Genomic DNA, 18,250 nt, shown 5'->3' with positions numbered 1-18,250 from the left:
ACTGTGGGCATCTTCCTTCCCTTTCCCCTGGTTTTCATATGCAGATTATCGTACTTGGTTCCGCAGCTGGTGGCGGTTTCCCTCAGTGGAACTGCAATTGCAGCAATTGTCAGGGCGTGCGCAATGGCACCATGAAAACGTCCCCGCGCACGCAGTCTTCTATTGCCGTCAGCGATAATGGCACCGACTGGGTGCTGTGTAATGCCTCGCCGGACATCTGTCACCAGATTGCCGCTACGCCGGAACTGATAAAACACGACGTTTTACGCGGCACCGCTATCGGGTCAATCATCCTGACCGATAGCCAGATTGATCACTGCACCGGCCTGCTGAATTTGCGTGAAGGCTGCCCGCATCAGGTGTGGTGTACGCCGGAAGTCCACGAAGATCTGACCACCGGTTTCCCGATCTTTACCATGCTTTCTCACTGGAATGGTGGCGTGCAACACCACGCTATCGAGCCGGAGAACCGCTTCTCCGTTGCCGTGTGCCCGAACCTTACATTCACCGCCATTCCGCTGCTGAGCAATGCGCCACCGTATTCGAAATATCGCGGTAAGCCGCTGCCCGGTCACAATATCGCGCTGTTTATCGAAGACTCCCATACCGGCACCTCGCTGCTGTATGCACCGGGTCTGGGCGAGCCGGACGATGAACTGCTGAAATGGCTGAACAAAGCGGATTGCCTGCTGATTGACGGCACACTGTGGCAGGACAACGAGCTGGCAACCACCGGCGTAGGCCGAAATACCGGCAAAGACATGGGCCATCTGGCGCTTGCCGAAGAACAGGGGCTGATCGCCCTGCTGTCGTCACTTCCGGCAAAACGCAAAATTCTCATCCATATTAATAATACCAACCCGATCCTCAATGAATCCTCTGCCGAGCGGCAGGCGCTGACGCAACAAAACATCGAAGTCAGCCGGGACGGGATGCGCATCGAACTGTAGGGCAAAACGACCATGAGCATATCGACAACACAGACGTCACCGATGACGCCGCAGGAATTTGAACAGGCGCTGCGTGCCAAAGGCGCGTTTTATCACATCCATCATCCGTACCACATTGCGATGCATAACGGTCAGGCGACCCGCGAGCAAATTCAGGGCTGGGTGGCGAACCGTTTCTATTATCAGACCAGCATTCCGCTGAAAGACGCGGCGATCATGGCCAACTGTCCGGATGCGCAAACCCGCCGTAAATGGGTACAGCGTATTCTCGATCACGACGGACATGGCGGCAGTGAAGGCGGTATCGAAGCCTGGCTGCGTCTGGGCGAAGCGGTGGGGTTAGACCGCGATGTGCTGCTTTCAGAAGAAAGGGTGTTACCGGGGGTGCGTTTTGCGGTCGATGCCTACGTCAATTTTGCCCGCCGCGCCGTCTGGCAGGAAGCCGCGTGCAGCTCGCTGACGGAACTGTTCGCTCCGCAAATCCATCAGGCACGCCTCGACACCTGGCCGCAGCATTACACATGGATTGAGGAAGAAGGTTACGGTTATTTCCGCAGCCGCCTGAGCCAGGCTAACCGCGACGTCGAACACGGCCTGCAACTGGCGCTGGAGTATTGCGATACTGTCGAAAAACAACAGCGCATGCTGGAAATTCTGCAATTCAAACTCGATATTTTGTGGAGCATGCTCGATTCCATGAGCATGGCCTACGAACTGAACCGCCCGCCGTACCACAGCGTGACGCAACAGGCGGTCTGGCATAAAGGAAGACTCCTGTGATCACCATTACCGAACACTACACGCCGATGTTTCGTCGCGGCTACCGCATGCAGTTTGAGAAAACGCAGGACTGCCATGTGATTTTGTATCCGGAAGGGATGGCGAAACTCAACGACAGCGCGACCTTCATTTTACAACTCGTGGATGGCGAGCGGACGATCGCCAATATCATTGATGAGCTGAATACGCGTTTCCCGGATGCCGGCGGCGTGAATGACGACGTCAAAGACTTCTTCGCTCAGGCCCATGCACAAAAGTGGATTACGTTCCGTGAACCGGCTTAACCCTGCGGTCAAACCGCCGCTGTGGCTGCTGGCCGAACTGACCTACCGCTGCCCGCTGCAATGCCCGTATTGCTCGAATCCGCTCGACTTTGCTAAACAGGAAAAAGAGCTGACCACCGCGCAGTGGATCAAAGTGTTCGAAGAAGCGCGGGAAATGGGCGCGGTGCAAATCGGTTTCTCCGGCGGTGAACCGCTGGTGCGTAAAGATTTGCCGGAACTTATCCGTGCCGCGCGGGATCTCGGTTTTTATACCAACCTGATCACCTCCGGCATCGGGCTGAGCGAAAAGAAAATCGATGCGTTTGCCGACGCCGGACTGGATCATATCCAGATCAGTTTTCAGGCCAGCGATGAGACGCTGAACGCCGCGCTGGCGGGTAACGCCAAAGCATTCCGGCAAAAACTCGACATGGCCAAAGCGGTAAAAGCCCACGGTTATCCGATGGTGCTGAACTTCGTGTTGCACCGTCATAACATCGATCAGATCGACAAGATCATTGATCTGAGCATTGAACTGGAAGCCGATGATGTCGAGCTGGCGACCTGTCAGTTTTATGGCTGGGCGCAGCTCAACCGCGAAGGTTTACTGCCTACCCGCGACCAGATCGCCCGCGCCGAAAATGTGGTGCACCAGTACCGCGAAAAAATGGCCGGCACCGGTAATCTGGCCAACCTGCTGTTTGTGACACCCGATTATTATGAAGAACGTCCGAAAGGCTGCATGGGCGGCTGGGGAGCGATATTCCTCAGTGTGACGCCGGAAGGCATGGCGCTGCCGTGCCACAGCGCGCGCCAGTTGCCGGTGGAATTCCCGTCGGTGCTGGACAATACCTTGCAGGAAATCTGGTACGACTCGTTCGGTTTTAACAAATACCGTGGCTTTGACTGGATGCCGGAACCCTGCCGTTCGTGTTCAGAAAAAGAGAAAGACTTCGGCGGCTGCCGCTGTCAGGCCTTTATGCTCACCGGCAATGCCGACAACGCCGATCCGGTGTGTTCAAAATCTGAACATCACGGCCAAATCCTCGCCGCACGAGAACAGGCCAATTGCACCAACATTCAGATCAATCAGTTGCAGTTCCGCAACCGCGCGAACTCTCAGTTGATTTTTAAAGGCTGAGGGTCTGATGCTGCCAGCCGCAGAGACCCTGACACTGAGCAACGGATTGCGGGTCAATATTCTCCATGACCCGCAGGCTTCACGTGCCGCCGCGCTTATTCATCTCAATGCCGGAAGCCATCACGAACCGGAGGAATTTCCCGGGCTGGCGCATCTGTTTGAGCATGTAGTGTTTGCCGGAAGCCATCAGTTTCAGGGCGATGACCGGCTGATGATGTGGGCGCAGGCGCAGGGCGCACGACTCAACGCCACCACGCATGCCACCTCGACGGCATGGTTTTTTGATATGACACCGGCAAAGTTTGAAGACGGACTGGCGCGTCTGACGGACATGCTGGTGCAGCCTTTGCTGACCACAGATGCCGTACAGCAGGAAGTGGCCGTAATCGACGCCGAATATCGCATGCTGACCACTCATGCGGATTCCCTTTGTGATGCGGCGCTGAGCCTGGCTTTTGCCGCACCGGCACAACTGCGCGATTTTCACATCGGTAACCTTACCTCTTTCGGTGAGGATATTTCCGCTCTGCAACAGGCGCTGATACATTATCATCAGCAATTCTTCACCGCACGACGGCTCACGCTGTGGCTGCAAGGCCCGCAATCGGTCGCTGAACTCGCTGCACTGGCCGGGCGTTACGGCAATGCATTTGCTGCCGGTAAAGGTTCCCCACCGGCCCATACTCAGCCACCGGCGCTGAGCCGGGAACGCTATCTTCAGTTGCGTCTGGAAAGTTCGCCACGCCTGCGTTTTTCATTCCCGGTGACGCTTTCTCCGGCGCTGACATTACTGCGCCAGTTGCTTACCGATGAAGCGCCGGGCAGTTTACTGGAACAATTGCGAACGCAGGCGCTGGCCGACAGCGTGCGGGTTTCGCTGCCTTATACGGATACCACGCACGCCATCCTCAGCATTGAATTTTTGGTCTGCGATACCCCCCTGGCCTTGCGTGCCGGTGTCGAAACGTTGTTCTGCCACTGGCTGCAACAGGTTCGCGACTTAAGCACCGGACATTTGCAGCATTATGTAGCCCTCGCCCGTCGCGACTTCAGCCGTTTAACACCGCTGGAGCAACTGCGCGCCCGTACCCTGGATTTCCCGCCTGCGGCTCAAAACGGCTGGCAGAAATTGCTCAGCGAACTAAAGCCAGAAAATATGACACGGCTGTGGATTGCCCGGGATGTGCACGGACATAACGCGTCAGTTCAGGGTTTTACTTTGCCGGTCAGTTTCTCTGCCTGGCAGTCGCAAAGTGACAGCGTCACTGAATCACACTTTATGTTTTACCTCCCTCACGCAGAAGAAGCGCATACAGCGGATGAAAGCATACAGACAACCGGCGCTCCGCTGACCTTACTGCAGGCCTGCATCGCCCGTGCGAGCCTGCGGGCACTGTGTGCATTGTCCGCCCATCAGGGGAATTCGCTGATATTCAGCTACGAACAGGGAAACGGATTATTACAGCTTAGCGGATGTCAGGCATGGACGGCGCGCACGCTCGCGGCCGCACTGAGACTGCTGCGCGCGCCTTCTCCCGCCGCGCTGGCACAAGGCAGGCGACTGTTTGAGCAGGAACAGCGTCAGCTGAGATCGGACATCGCGATACGCACCCTGCTGGCAACATTGCCGGAAGTGGTCGGTGAATCATCCGGGGAAGTACATGAATTGCGGGTTGCGGGTGATGATGCCGCCGTGCTGGTATTCTGCCCGCTGGCGGAAAACACCGCTGAATGTCTGGCCGCCACGCAGATTTTGGCGTATTTGCTTGAGCCAAAGTTCTTCCGGCAATTGCGCGTCGGGAAAAATATCGGCTATGTGGTGAGCTGCCGTTTCCATCAGACGGCGCGTCAGTCAGGAATTTTGTTTGCATTACAATCGCCGTCGTATGACACAGAAACGCTGCTGGGGTTTATCGATACTTTTATCGCGGAGATCCCGTCCGTCATTGATGGCATCACCCCACAGACACTGGAAGAAAAGCGCTGCACGCTGCGGGAATCGCTGAGCGTGAGGCCAGCTGACAGGCTGGAAGCGGCGAGGCAACAGTGGCTGAGGGAGTTTGCCTGTGCGCCGGAAATCAATGAAGCGTCTGTTGCGGCGATTACAACAGAACAACTGCTCGCCTGTGTACGAGCACCGGACAACTCCCTTCCCTGCGCAGGGGAGGGTTGGAGTGGGGTATTGCAGAAAAATCAAGAAGTTGATGTCTGCTTTGGCCATCGCTTCGTCCTTAAAACCCCCTCCCCGCCTCCCCCTTCGCAGGGTGAGGAGTAAAAAGTTTTCTTCAGCTACACTGTACGCAGATAAGATGTTAAGGATAAACATGCAAACTCCTCCCGCTCTCCAGCCGGACCACGCATTCGACACCCTGCTGGATCACTATAAAAAAGCGTCATTGCGTACCAGCGGCATCTGGTTACTGCTCGCTAATCTGAGCTTTGTGCTTTTTCTGTTTGGCCGGCACCAGTTCCGGGTATTGCTGGATCCGCACGCCGATGTGGCGGTTTCCGGTCCGGTGCTGGATAAGCTGGCACTGATTTTTCTGGTTTTTATCATCCTTCTTTTACCCGTATTGCGCTTCATACGCTCACGTACGCCCGCGATGGTACTGGCGTTTCTGGTCGGTTTGTACTGGGCCGTCGTGTTCCATTTCATGCTGACCAGTGATACGCAGCAACAACTGGTCTTCCCGCTTTTCTGCATGCTGATTTTTACGGCGCTGATTGCGTTGTACCCGACCATGCCGATCCTTTACAGCTTCACATTGCCGCTGTGGTTTTCATTATTTTTTCATCTGATACTGCTGAAAGCGGATATTCCGGTTCTGGAAATCGTCGCGATGATTGTCGCCAGCGCCCTGTTTGAGACAGCGCGTATTATGCTGAGCCGCTGGTTTGTGCTTTCCGTGCGGCGGGAATGCGACAACCAGTTGCTGGTCAGTAAGCTGGATAACCTGGCACATTACGATCCGCTGACAGGTGTAGCGAACCGCCGCCAGCTCGATAAACAACTTCAACAACTGATTGCACAAACGGAACGTCAGGGCGGTATTTTTTCCCTGATCATGATTGACGTGGATTATTTCAAAAAATACAACGACCATTATGGTCACCAGGCCGGAGACAACTGCCTCGTGGGCATTGCGGAGTGTTTCAGGCAGGTGGTCAGGCAACCGGCCGATCTGGTGGCCCGTTATGGCGGTGAGGAGTTTGTGATCCTGCTGCACAGCGCCGCTGCAACAGATGCAGAAGTGGTCGCACAACGCATCAGGCAAAGTGTGGCGCAGGCTGCCATCCCCCACGCCTTATCGCAGGTGGCAGACACGGTGACAGTCAGTCAGGGCATTATGCAATGGTCGCCGGGCATGACTTCGCTGGAATTACTCCAACGTGCCGACGGCGCACTGTATGACGCCAAGCATGCAGGACGAAACGGCTATTGCGTGGGACAGTGAAGCAGGGCGTGGCTTCGAACGGAAGTTACGCCCTTTGCATTTTATAAGCTCGCGCGGTGAACCTGATTCCGTCCGTAGACCAGGGAGTCCCCGCTGATGTCAGCAATGGATTTCGCACCGGTCAGTATCATTGCGACCCGCATTTCTTTTTCGATAAGATTCAGCAGATTAATCACCCCCGCCTCGCCCGCTGCGGCCAGTGCATACACAAATGCCCTGCCCAACAGCACACTGTCGGCACCGAGGGCGATCATACGCACCACATCCAGCCCGGTACGGATGCCGGAATCCGCGAGAATAGTGATATCGCCTTTCACCGCATCCGCAATAGCAGGCAGCGCGTGAGCGGTGGACAGCACCCCGTCGAGCTGCCGGCCGCCGTGGTTGGAGACCACAATGCCATCGGCACCAAATTTTACGGCGTCTTTGGCATCTTCCGGATCCAGAATGCCTTTAATAATCATCGGACCTTTCCAGAACTCACGGATCCATTCCAGGTCTTTCCAGGAAATCGACGGGTCGAAGTTAGCCGCCAGCCAGCCGATGTAATCCTCCAGTGTGGTCGGTTTACCGCGATAGGCCGAAACATTACCAAGATCATGCGGTTTGCCATTCAGGCCGACATCCCATGCCCATTGCGGATGCATCACTGCCTGAAACATCCGGCGTGCGACGGCATTCGGGCCACTCATACCGGAATGCGCATCGCGATAACGTGCGCCGGGCGTCGGCATATCCACGGTAAACACTAATGTTTTGACGCCCGCGGCCTGCGCACGTTCCAGCGCATTGCGCATGAAACCACGATCTTTGAGTACGTAAAGCTGGAACCACATCGGACGGTCGATGGCCGGTGCCACCTCTTCAATCGGACAGACAGAGACGGTCGACAACGTGAAAGGAATACCTTTTTTCGCTGCCGCACGGGCCGCCTGAACTTCGCCGCGTCGCGCGTACATGCCGGTCAGACCCACCGGTGCCAGCACGACGGGCATCGCCAGCGTTTCGCCAAACAGTTGGGTCTCCAGGCTGAGATCAGACATGTTTTTGAGGATGCGCTGGCGCAGGGCGATATCGGCCAGATCGGCGGTATTACGTCTGAGCGTATGCTCGTTGTAAGCACCACCGTCGATGTAATGAAACAGAAATGGCGGCAGTTTACTTTTTGCCGCAGCGCGGTAGTCCGTTGATGCAGAAATAATCATTGTTTCTCTCGTTATTTTGCGCTCTTTTTAATGGCGCTGTAGGGGTGTCAGAAGTGTAGTTTATAAACCCCGTCTGAGAGGAAAACAATGACAATGAAAACCGGAACTATTTCACGATACACATCGGCTTACCGGTTACCGGTTCCGGATAGATTTGCGCATCAATGTCAAACACCTGTGCCAGCAATGCAGGGGTCATCACCTCCTCCGGCGTGCCCTGCGCGATGATATTCCCCTCGGCCATCATCACCAGATAATCACAATAACGGCTGGCCTGATTCAGGTCATGCAGCACCGCCACCAGCGTTTTCCCCTGCTGATTCTGACTGCGCAACAGGCTCATCAGCTCCACCTGATGACTGATATCGAGGTAAGTGGTCGGCTCGTCGAGCAGCACCAGCGGTGTATCCTGTGCCAGTACCATCGCCAGAAACACCCGCTGACGCTGTCCGCCGGAGAGCTCACTGACGCGTTTCTCTGCCAGTGCTGTGATATTGGTTTCCTGCATCGCCCGTTCGACGATGGCCTTATCCTGCTGCCCCAGCCTGCCCCACAGGTTCAGCCACGGGCTGCGGCCATAGCCCACCAGTTCACGCACGCTGATACCTTCCGGCGCAATATGCTGCTGCGGCAGTAACGCCAGTTTGCGGGCGAGCCGGCGGCCATGAAGCGCAGATAAATCCTCATCGCCGAGACGCAACGTGCCGCAGGCAGGTGTCAGCAAACGTGCAAAGCATTTCAGCAGCGTGGATTTTCCGCAGCCGTTCGGGCCGATCAGCGCGGTAATTTTCCCGGCGGGTAGCGTCAGCGACAGGCCATTAAGGACATTTTTATTGCCGTATCCGGCAGTCAGATTTTCTGCACTGAGTTGCATAATCAGCGGGTTCTCATTAATAACCAGAAGAAATACGGCGCACCAATCACCGCCGTTAATACGCCCGCAGGCAGTTCCAGCGGCGGGTTCAGCGTTCGCGCCAGCACATCTGCCAGTAGCAGAATCAGCGCCCCGACCAGTAATGACGCCGGGATCAGCGCACGGTGGCGGCCACCGGCCAGTTTGCGGGTCAGGTGTGGTGCCACTAAACCGATAAAACCAACCGGTCCGCAGGCCGCAACGCTTACCGCCGCCAGCGCCACGGCCAGCAACAACACCAGCCGCTGCACACGGGATACGCGAATACCCAGCGTCGAGGCGCTGTCATCACCAAGCGCCAGCACATCCAGGTCACGGCAAAACCACAAACTCAGCGGCAGCAGGATCAGCAACCAAGGCGCGACTATCTCAACAAAATTCCAGCCGCGTCCCCACAGGCTGCCGGTCAGCCACATCAGGGCGTTGTTGATTTCCATCGGGTGTGACAGCATCAGGTAGTCAGTCAGGCTGGCATAAAAGGCAGTCAGCGCAACCCCCGTCAGCGCCAGACGCAGCGGTGCGGAACGCCCGGCCATCAGGCGCAGCAACACGAAAGCGCCGATACCGCCGGTAAACGCCAGTGGCGGCAGCCATAACACCGGCAGCGCAGGTAATAGCATCAGCGCCCCTGCTGAGACTAATCCGGCAGCATGATTAACCCCCAGAATGTCCGGCGAGGCCAGCGGATTGCGGATAATCCCCTGCACCAGCACGCCGGAAAGCGCCAGCGCCGCACCGACCAGCATCGCCAGCAAGGTGCGCGGCAGCCGGTATTCAAACAGCGCAAAATGATTGCTGTCAGCGGGCGACATTGCCAGACGCATTTGCTCAAATGTCAGCGTGTGGGTTCCGTAACGCAGGGAAATCACAAAAGTCAGCAGCAACAACACGCTGAGCGTGAGGAAAAGAGTGACCTGCCGGGTCATGTGCGCGTCCTCACCAGCCAGACAAAGAACGGTGCGCCGATCAGCGCCAGCACCACGCCCGCCGGTAATTCGCCCGGCCACGCCAGAAAACGCGCCAGTAAATCGGCCAGCAGCATCAGTGTGGCACCGAAAACCATGCTGAGCGGCAACATACGGCGCAAATCATAGCCAATCCAGTAACGGGAAATATGCGGTACCAGCAGACCGATAAACGCCAGCGGTCCGGCGACACTGACGCAGGCGCCGACCAGCAGCAACACCAGCAGATTAATGGTCAGACGCAGGCGCGGCAGGTTGACGCCCAGTGTCTGCGCACTGTCATCGCTGACCTGTAACAGGTTCAGGCGACCGGCAAGCAGCATCACCCATGGCGCGATGATCGCGGTGAACGGAAACAGGTGCCAGAATTCCGGCCAGCGGGCATGCGCCACGCCACCGGCCAGCCAGCTCAGAATGCCGTAGGCGTGGTCTTCGGAGAGGATCAGCGTGGCTTTCGCCAGTGCGGCGCACAGCGCAGAAACCGCCACGCCAGCGAGGATCAACCGGCTGCGATCACCAGCCTGCTGCCAGCCGCCGCCCGTCAGCATTACCGCGCCCCAACTGATACCGCCGCCCAGCGCGGCCACCAGCGCGATGCTGAAGCCGGAGAAAAGTTGCGGGCTGAAGGCGCTGACCCATACCATCGCCAGCGACGCTCCGGCGTTGATACCAAACAGTGAAGGCGATGCCAGCGGATTGCGGGTGAGGGTTTGCAGCAAACTGCCCGCCAGCGCCAGGCTGGCACCCAGCAGCATCGCCACCAGGCTGCGCGGCAGGCGCAGATTCAGTACAAGCGCCTGCGCCAGAGAATCCGGCGGTCCGGGCAGTAAGGCGCGCAAAGCGTCAAAAGCCCCCACCGGCACCGCTGAACGGCAAAAAAGCGTTAGCCAGAAGCTGACGCCTAATATGAGCAAAGGCAGCGTCCAGCGCCACCCGGCAAATACATGTTTTACTGCCTTCATGGTGCGGTTTTCAGCACCTGATGATGCAGGATCTGCACCGTGTCGCCGGCGATCTGTTCGGCGGCAAATACCCCGCGCATCCGTGCCCAGACGTTACTGTCCACCGACGCCACCTGTTTTTGCTGTGCGGCTTTCATCATTTGCCACAGCGGATCCTGCTGCCACCGGCGCACGATGCTTTCCTGACGATAGTGCGCGACGATCAGCCAGTCAGGATTGATCGCCAGCAACTGCTCGAAGCTGATATTGGCCAGCGCCTGCTGATTAACCGGCTCCGGCACAATCAGGCCGAGTGAGGTCAGCACACTGCCGGTGTAGGAGTCGCGCGTATGCAGGTTGAACTGCTGCTCGCGCGAAGTGCCGAAAACCACCTGCGTGCCTTTTGGCAACTGCGCGGCAAACGCCTGCATCCGCTGGTGATGTTCATTCAGCCGTTGTTGCATCAGCACATCTTTACCCAGCACCTTGCCGATGATCGCCGCCGATTCCAGATTCTCACTGTAGGTTTCGTTGCGGGATTTCAGCAACAGCGTCGGCGCTATGCCTTTCAGTGCGGTGTAAATTCCGCTGTGACGGCTGCTGTCAGCGATGATTAAATCCGGTTTCAGCGCGGCAATCGCCTCAAGGCTCGGCTGCGAACGCGTGCCGACCGACTGCCAGGCACTGATGCGCTGACGCACCTGCGGCAAAATACGATCCGCATCGTTATCGTCTGCCACGCCCACCGGGCTGACATCCACCAGCGCCAGCGCATCCACAAAGGACAGTTCCAGCACCACCACATGTTTTGGCGTGGTATCAATCGTAAAACTGCCCTGCTGATCCGTTACCGTCACGGCCTGCGCGCAAGCCAGTGAAAAACATAAGCCGGTAAAAAGCGCAAAGCGCGAGAAAAAAGTCATAAAACCTCTGTGCGTTATCAGTTATTAAACCTTGCCGAAACCCTGTGGATTGCATGCTGCAACCGCGTGAAGCCAACCACGCGGCAACATGAAAGACGAGGGGTCTCAGAACTTCAGCGAGCCCTGCATATACAACGTCCGCGGCTGCCCTGCGTAGATGCCTTTGTTGTTATCGTCATAGGCGCGGGTGAAATATTCGTGGTCGAAGATGTTTTTCACACCGAAGGCCAGATTCAGGTTTGCCATGTCTGCACCGAACTGATAACCGGCACGTGCGCCCCACAGCATAAAGCCGGGAATGCGGCCGGTGCTGCCGTCAGCACTTTCTTTAACGGTATTAGCATTATCGGCAAACTGGCCGGACTGGTATTCACTGTTGACGTTGAAGAACCAGTTGCCCGGTGTGTAATCCAGCCCCAGCGTGCCTTTGTTTTTTGGCGAGAACGGCACCTGATTGCCGTGCGTATCGCCCTCTTCGCGGATCACCGCGTTGACATAGGCGTAACTGGCGTAGGCAGAGACGTTTTCCAGTTTCGGCGACAGATCGGACAGGTCGTAACGGATCTGGCTTTCCAGCCCGGTATGACGGGTTTTACCGCGTGCGGTTACGCTGTCGGTGGTCTGGCTGGAATCGTACTGATTGTTAAAGTTGATCAGGAACAGTCCGACTTCCGCTTTTACAATGTTGTTATCAAAGCGCGTACCCAGTTCCCAGGTGCGGGCTTTTTCCGGCTCAATGCTGCCGCTGTCCACCGCTTTGCCAATCTGGCTGTACTGCACGGTGCCGAAAGAACCTTCGGTGTTGCCGTAAATATTCCAGGCGTCATTCAGGTGATACACCACATTCAGCGCAGGCAGCGGCGCGTTGTAGCTGATTTCCTGCTTCGTGCCTTTGATATAGTTATTCTGGTACGACTGGATATGCTCGTAGCGCATACCCGGCGTGATGGTCCAGTCGCCGACGTCGATACGGTCATCGATATAAAACGCGTTGGCCTGCGTACCGGACTGGGTATCACGGTCATACGGGCTGTTTCCGGTCGGCAGTACGCCGGATTTGGCCGGGCTGTAGTAGCGCAGTTCATGGGTGGATTCGCTGACGTAGCGGTAACCGACACCCACTTCATGTGCGGTCTGGCCCAGGTTGAAGCTCTGGCTGTAACGCGGTTCGATACCACGCACCCAATACTGGCGCGGCGAAAGCGTCAGATTCTTGCCCTGATCGAGATAGCCGCTACGCAGTGTGTAGGTGTAGAAGCTCTGAATGTTGAATTTATGCTGTTGATCCGGCTGATACTGATAACCAAAACTCGCCAGCTGACGACGCCCCCAGAATTCATCGTACGGACGCGTGGACTGAAAACGGTTGGCATTGTAATCAGCGCGGGACAAACCGCCCGGCATTTCCGCGCGGCCTTCGTAATATTGCAGCAGGCTGTTAAACGTGTGGATTTCATTTGGCGCGTAACGGGTTTTCAGCATCACATCGTCGATTTTCGTCGCGCTGTGTTCACGCCAGTCGCTGCCGCGGGTGCCGGAATATAACAATGCCCCGCCGAGGCCATTATCGGCCGTGCCGCCAATCATCAGATTGCCGGTGCCTTTCGGGTGATTCTGGCTTGAAGTCGGGCTGTAAGTGCCTTGCGTTCCGGCTTCGATACCAAAATCTTTCGGTATGGCGCGGGTGACAAAGTTCACCACGCCGCCGACGCTTTGCGGCCCGTAACGCACCGCACCGCCGCCGCGTACCACATCCACCGCCTCCATGTTACCGGGTGAAACCGGCGCAAGGGAAAGTTGCGGCTGGCCGTAGGGTGCGAACGGCACCGGAATACCGTCCATCAGCACGGTTGAACGGCTGGCAAGACGCGGGTTGAGGCCACGGATACCGAAATTCATCGCCATATCGTGACTCCCGGTGCCGTTATTTTCCGGTGCATTGACGCCCGGGATACGGTTCATGACTTCACGCACCGTCGTCGCGCCGGTTTTCACAAACTCCTCGCGTCGGATGACATCACGCGCCCCGCCATGCTCAAAAACGTCATTTTCACGCGCATCCGCCAGCCAGTCACCGAGCACGGTCAGGGATTCCGCCGCCCGCACCGGTACTGCGGTAGCCGTCAGTGTAAAAGCGTTATTACCCAGTGACCTGGCTTCCAGCCCGCTGTCTGCCAGCAGCGCCGTCAGGCCATCACCCAGGGTGTAACTTCCCTGCAACCCGTTGCTGTGCTTGCCGCGTGTCAGCGATGAATCCACCGACAGTGTGATACCCGCCGTGGCCGCAAACTGATTCAGAGCGGTATCGAGGTTGCCCGCAGCAATCTGATAAGACGCAGACTGCACCGCAGCCGCAGCGGGAAGCGCAGACATCAGCGCAGCAGGAATGATCGCGCAGTGAACAGCGATCGCCAGTGGTGTTGTTTTGCCAAAAGAACGAACAACGCGTGAGCGTGAAATGGACATACCGTCTCCAGATTTTATGTTTTTTACTGTGTGTTTTTGAGCGTGTTACTCAGGAGTCGGATGAGAATGCAAAAGGGATAATCGCGAATGCGATTATTTATCATTTTTATTTGCAGAGAAATTTTTAACCGGCATTACGCAGGCACCACGTTCACCCAATAGCGGGTCATTGTCTGAATTTTTACGGGTAATGTACGCGAGAGAATATTCAGCACGCTGTCGGTGTCGTTCAGCGGGAAGGTGCCGCTGATGCGCAGATCCGCGACGGCCGGATCACAGCTCAGGTGTCCGTGACGGTAACGGGCGAGTTCGTCCACCACCTCAGCCAGTCGCCGGTCGCTGACGCTCAGCACGCCTTTGTTCCAGCTTCCCGCACCACTTTCGATCGCCGTGACCTCGCCAAATGCCGTGCCGGTAAAGCGCACGGAGTGGCCTTCGCTGACCTGCAAACATGGTACAGGATGCCCCGGCAGCGTAACTTCTACTGCGTGTTTCAGCACGGTCAGACGGGTCGCATCATCATACTGGCGGACGATGAAGTCCGTGCCGAGCGCACGCAACATGCCCTGCTGCGTTTGCACCAGAAAAGGTCGTGCAACAGGCTGCGGATCGCGCGCCGTGGTAATACGGATTTCGCCCTGATGCAGGCGGATCAACCGCTGCTGCGGCGTAAAACGGATATCGGCGGCACTGGCGGTATTGAGTGAAAGCTGCGAACCGTCATCCAGACGCAGCGTTTTGATTTCCCCGGTGGACGTGCGCGTATCTGCCAGCAGCCCCTGTCCGGCGGGCGTCTGCCATGCTTTCCAGGTCCCCCCCAGCCCGAGCAAGACCAGCAGCCCTTTCAGCACACGGCGTCGGGTGATGTCCGATTGCCGGTGCGCATGACTGAGCGTCTGATAACTGAATTTACCGGGCATGCTGTGCATCTGGCCCTGTAAGGATTCCACCCGCTCCCACGCCCAGCGATGATCTTCATGCTGCGCCAGCCAGACCTGCCATTTCTGATTTTGCTGCGGCGTAACGTCGCCGGAACATAAGGTGGCGAACCACCGGGCGGCCATTTTCAACGCGAGTCGCTGATGATCAGAAAGGGAGGAATTCATCACGTTCAGCCATGTTCCAGGCTGAACAACAGACAATGTTCAGTGGCCTTTGCCATGTACTTTTTAACCGAGCTGACCGAAACGTTGAGACGTTCAGCGATCACCGGATATGTCAGTCCTTCAAGCTGGGAAAGCAGAAAAGCCTGACGCACTTTTTCGCCCAACCCGTCAAGCATCGTGTCAATCTGCTGCAATGTTTCAAGCAGACACTGCCGCTGTTCCGGCGACGGCATATGCTCTTCCGGCATCAATGCCAGCATGTCGAGATAAGCACGTTCCAGCGCGTTGCGACGGAAAAAATCTACCATTACACGGCGGGCAATGGTGCAAAGAAAGGATTTGGGTTCGCGAATTTCCTGCGCGCTGTCGCCGGTCAGGACGCGCATAAAGGTATCCTGCGCCAGATCATCGGCGTCATTTGCCGACCCCAGTTTGAACCGGAGCCAGTTTTTCAGCCAGCGGTGGTGCGAGCTGTACAGCGCTTCAAAGGCGCGGGCGGGCGATACGGCAGTGTTGGTGGACATAGAAAGTTACATAACCAGACCAGAAATTCACCATTGAATTATAATTGATAATAGTTATCATTACAATCTGGAACCCATGCTTTTCACTGCATTGGCTGGTAGCGGCTACGCAACAATCATTCGCGCCGGCGCGATCTGCTTCTGCTTCTGCTTCTGCTTCTGCTTCTGCTTCTGCTTCTGCTTCTGCTTATAGCCAGTATTTTAAAATACCCGGCAAACCGGAATACCGGAATACCGGAATACCGGAATACCGGAATACCGGAATACCTGATGAAGAATGACTGATGTGAATTTCTATAATATGCAGGCGACACCCGCTGAAAAGCGTATAAGTCCTGTCAGGATGAATGTAACAGCATTCATTTCACGCATTCTACTTTCACCGTGCGGATAACGCCATTAATAATATTAATGGCGAACCCTGTGCCAGTGAGCTTATTTTTCAACAATCTCTTTGACATCACCCTGATGAACCTGGTGAACACTGCCATCAGTATCTTTATAAGAAATCAATCCCGTATCTTTATCTTTCACCGGCTTGCCATGTGTGGTGATCATATGCCCGTCATTGGTGGAAATAATATAATCACTGGAACAGGCGCTGACAGCAAACATGATGCCAATAACAGCCACGACACTTAAACCCTTTTTCATAAGAACTCCTGTTGAATTTTAACGCTAAATATCCGAAAAATACGCTATCAGGCTAATAAACATATGATTATTTTCAAGCCAGCCGCTTTCGGATAATAGCATTTGAAGGTTCGTATTATGCAGTTAATAGGGCCAGTAAATACAACAAATTGACAACAGGATGCAGAAAAAAAGAAATGCGTTAATATTTTAACATCCTGATAAAGAATTTCTCATGCTTATATTATGCTGAATGATATTAATAATCATCCATGGGAAATTGCTTATTGTTTACACCAGACCCTGAATCAAAAAGGTTATCAAACCGGAACACCGGAAATGATGCAGCCAATATAATGAAGAAATGACTGTAAGTAAAAAAGGAGAAACCGCAGGCATCTACGGGATTGATAAAGCCACTGTAAGATCTATTGGCCGCTCAGTAAATACACATAATTTTCAGGACCAGACGTATCGGGATATGGATGACGCACTGCATCACTGCAAGTCTGAGCTTGATCAGTAATCCTGCCTGACTTGATACAGATCATCGAAAACGCGGGTTATGTTTGATCGAATGATAATCATTATCGTTTAATGCGGGGAATAATTGATTCTTCAGGAGATGAAGCCCCTATGAACCTGGACCTCCCGCGTTTTTATGCCGCTGAACCGGGGCTGCCGTTTCCCGATCGCCGGGCAGTCATGCCCTGGCGGCCTCAGCAACCCGTTCCGCCGCAGGATATTCCCGCTCAGTGGCAGGCGCTGTGCCAGCGTCCGCTTCCGGCCAATAAGCGTCTGGTCTATCTGCATATCCCCTTTTGCGCGACACACTGCAAGTTTTGCGGGTTCTACCAGAACAAACTGGAAGCAGAGGCCACGGAACAATATTGTGATTATCTGATTCGGGAAATCGAACAGGAAGCCGCTTCGTCGCTGCATCAGTCCGCGCCTGTCCACGCGGTTTATTTTGGCGGCGGCACCCCCACCGCCCTCAGCGCGAAACAGCTGCACCGGATCATCATCACGCTGCGCCGCAGTTTACCACTGGCACCGGATTGCGAAATCACCGTTGAAGGACGCATCCTTAACTTTGACGATGAGCGTATAGATGCCTGTCTCGATGCCGGTGCGAACCGTTTTTCGATTGGTATTCAGACGTTCGATACCCGTATTCGTCAGCGCATGGGGCGCCGCGCGAACCGTGAAGAAGCGATACAGTTTCTGCGTAAACTCGGTGAGCGTGACCGCGCGGCGGTGGTCTGCGACCTGATGTTCGGATTACCGGAACAGACGCCGGAAAGCTGGCGGGAAGATTTGCACATAATCCGCGACCTGCCTTTGGATGGCGTTGATCTTTATGCGCTGAACCTGCTGCCTTCCACACCACTGGGCAAAGCGGTCGAGAATAAACGCACTACGCTGCCGGATGTCAGCATGCGCCGCGATTTTTATCTCGAAGGCGAGGCGTTTCTGGCGCGCGACGGCTGGCATCAGATCAGCAACAGTCACTGGGCGCGCAACACCCGTGAACGCAATCTCTACAATTTGCTGATCAAAAAAGGCGCGGATTGTCTGGCCTTTGGCAGCGGGGCGGGCGGCACTCTGGGTAGCCAGTCGTATATGACGGCGCGCAATCTGCAAGCGTATTACCAGCAACTGGATGCCGGGTTGAAACCTATCATGATGATGACAGCGGCAACGACCCGCGAGCACCGCTGGCGGCTGGATTTGCAGGGCGGCATCGAAGCGGGCTGTTATGATCTCAGCCGTATCGTTGAAGACCCCTTCCCGCTTGAACCCCTGTTGCAACAATGGCAACAGTGCGGCCTGATGCACAGCGAAGGCCCGCGTTTTAATCTCACGCCTGCCGGGCGGTTCTGGGCCAGCAATATGTTGCAGGCCTTACAAACACTGATCCCTCAACTGACCTTACGGAATGATACACATGCGCACGGATAACCTTCAGTCCCTGTTCGACTTTT

At 55.8% G+C, this 18,250-nt stretch carries 16 protein-coding genes; 7 read left to right on the top strand and 9 right to left on the bottom strand.

The window, feature by feature from the left end:
• Positions 1-38 precede the first annotated feature (38 nt).
• From pqqB to EVX52_RS06975, 6 genes are read left to right on the top strand one after another with little or no spacing between them, the layout of a single operon-like run.
• Entirely contained in the window at positions 39-950 is a 912-nt protein-coding gene (gene pqqB, locus EVX52_RS07000) for a pyrroloquinoline quinone biosynthesis protein PqqB (RefSeq protein WP_129990953.1), read from the top strand.
• 12 nt (positions 951-962) lie between these two features.
• Positions 963-1,730, top strand: a complete 768-nt coding sequence (pqqC, locus tag EVX52_RS06995) for a pyrroloquinoline-quinone synthase PqqC (protein ID WP_129953681.1) — start codon at positions 963-965, stop codon at positions 1,728-1,730.
• 26 nt (positions 1,731-1,756) lie between these two features.
• The gene (gene pqqD, locus EVX52_RS06990) at positions 1,757-2,014 is read left to right on the top strand and encodes a pyrroloquinoline quinone biosynthesis peptide chaperone PqqD (RefSeq protein WP_235174637.1); all 258 of its coding nucleotides are present in this window, start codon (positions 1,757-1,759) and stop codon (positions 2,012-2,014) included.
• Entirely contained in the window at positions 1,977-3,134 is a 1,158-nt protein-coding gene (pqqE, locus tag EVX52_RS06985) for a pyrroloquinoline quinone biosynthesis protein PqqE (RefSeq protein ID WP_129953753.1), read from the top strand. Before pqqD ends, pqqE begins: the two co-directional genes overlap by 38 nt.
• A gap of 7 nt (positions 3,135-3,141) precedes the next feature.
• A complete protein-coding gene (pqqF, locus tag EVX52_RS06980) occupies positions 3,142-5,409 on the top strand; it encodes a pyrroloquinoline quinone biosynthesis protein PqqF (RefSeq protein WP_129990952.1) in 2,268 nt (755 codons plus the stop codon).
• A 49-nt stretch (positions 5,410-5,458) separates the two neighbouring features.
• Positions 5,459-6,589 (top strand): membrane-associated sensor domain-containing protein, encoded by a 1,131-nt coding sequence (locus EVX52_RS06975; protein WP_129953684.1) that lies wholly within the window; start codon positions 5,459-5,461, stop codon positions 6,587-6,589.
• Between the two features lie 41 nt (positions 6,590-6,630).
• Here the strand turns inward: EVX52_RS06975 and lldD are convergent, their stop codons facing one another.
• The 9 genes from lldD to EVX52_RS06930 form a co-directional block, all read right to left on the bottom strand.
• Positions 6,631-7,794 (bottom strand): FMN-dependent L-lactate dehydrogenase LldD, encoded by a 1,164-nt coding sequence (gene lldD / locus EVX52_RS06970; RefSeq protein WP_129990951.1) that lies wholly within the window; start codon positions 7,792-7,794, stop codon positions 6,631-6,633.
• 106 nt (positions 7,795-7,900) lie between these two features.
• Positions 7,901-8,668 (bottom strand): Fe(3+) dicitrate ABC transporter ATP-binding protein FecE, encoded by a 768-nt coding sequence (gene fecE / locus EVX52_RS06965; RefSeq protein WP_129990950.1) that lies wholly within the window; start codon positions 8,666-8,668, stop codon positions 7,901-7,903.
• A gap of 2 nt (positions 8,669-8,670) precedes the next feature.
• Positions 8,671-9,633 carry a Fe(3+) dicitrate ABC transporter permease subunit FecD gene (gene fecD / locus EVX52_RS06960; RefSeq protein WP_129990949.1) on the bottom strand — a complete coding sequence of 321 codons (963 nt, stop codon included), beginning with the start codon at positions 9,631-9,633 and terminating at the stop codon, positions 8,671-8,673.
• Positions 9,630-10,634, bottom strand: coding sequence for an iron-dicitrate ABC transporter permease FecC (fecC, locus tag EVX52_RS06955; RefSeq protein WP_129990948.1), 1,005 nt, complete (start codon positions 10,632-10,634; stop codon positions 9,630-9,632). The genes fecD and fecC overlap by 4 nt, the downstream gene beginning before the upstream one ends.
• Positions 10,631-11,536 (bottom strand): Fe(3+) dicitrate ABC transporter substrate-binding protein FecB, encoded by a 906-nt coding sequence (locus EVX52_RS06950; protein WP_129990947.1) that lies wholly within the window; start codon positions 11,534-11,536, stop codon positions 10,631-10,633. The genes fecC and EVX52_RS06950 overlap by 4 nt, the downstream gene beginning before the upstream one ends.
• Before the next feature lie 105 nt (positions 11,537-11,641).
• Positions 11,642-14,002 (bottom strand): TonB-dependent Fe(3+) dicitrate receptor FecA, encoded by a 2,361-nt coding sequence (fecA, locus tag EVX52_RS06945; protein WP_129990946.1) that lies wholly within the window; start codon positions 14,000-14,002, stop codon positions 11,642-11,644.
• 134 nt (positions 14,003-14,136) lie between these two features.
• A complete protein-coding gene (fecR, locus tag EVX52_RS06940) occupies positions 14,137-15,108 on the bottom strand; it encodes a ferric citrate uptake sigma factor regulator FecR (RefSeq protein ID WP_129991115.1) in 972 nt (323 codons plus the stop codon).
• Positions 15,109-15,113: 5 nt separating this feature from the next.
• A complete protein-coding gene (fecI, locus tag EVX52_RS06935; RefSeq protein ID WP_129990945.1) occupies positions 15,114-15,632 on the bottom strand; it encodes a ferric citrate uptake sigma factor FecI in 519 nt (172 codons plus the stop codon).
• 435 nt (positions 15,633-16,067) lie between these two features.
• The gene (locus EVX52_RS06930; RefSeq protein WP_129990944.1) at positions 16,068-16,286 is read right to left on the bottom strand and encodes a YgdI/YgdR family lipoprotein; all 219 of its coding nucleotides are present in this window, start codon (positions 16,284-16,286) and stop codon (positions 16,068-16,070) included.
• A 615-nt stretch (positions 16,287-16,901) separates the two neighbouring features.
• Here EVX52_RS06930 and hutW point away from each other — a divergent pair.
• Positions 16,902-18,227, top strand: a complete 1,326-nt coding sequence (gene hutW / locus EVX52_RS06920) for a heme anaerobic degradation radical SAM methyltransferase ChuW/HutW (RefSeq protein ID WP_129990943.1) — start codon at positions 16,902-16,904, stop codon at positions 18,225-18,227.
• The last annotated feature ends 23 nt before the right edge of the window (positions 18,228-18,250 follow it).

The sequence above is a fragment of the Rahnella sp. CFA14(1/10) genome (genome assembly GCF_004195095.1).
Classification (GTDB): Bacteria; Pseudomonadota; Gammaproteobacteria; order Enterobacterales; family Enterobacteriaceae; genus Rahnella; species Rahnella perminowiae.
This window is presented reverse-complemented; position numbering and strand designations above follow the sequence as displayed.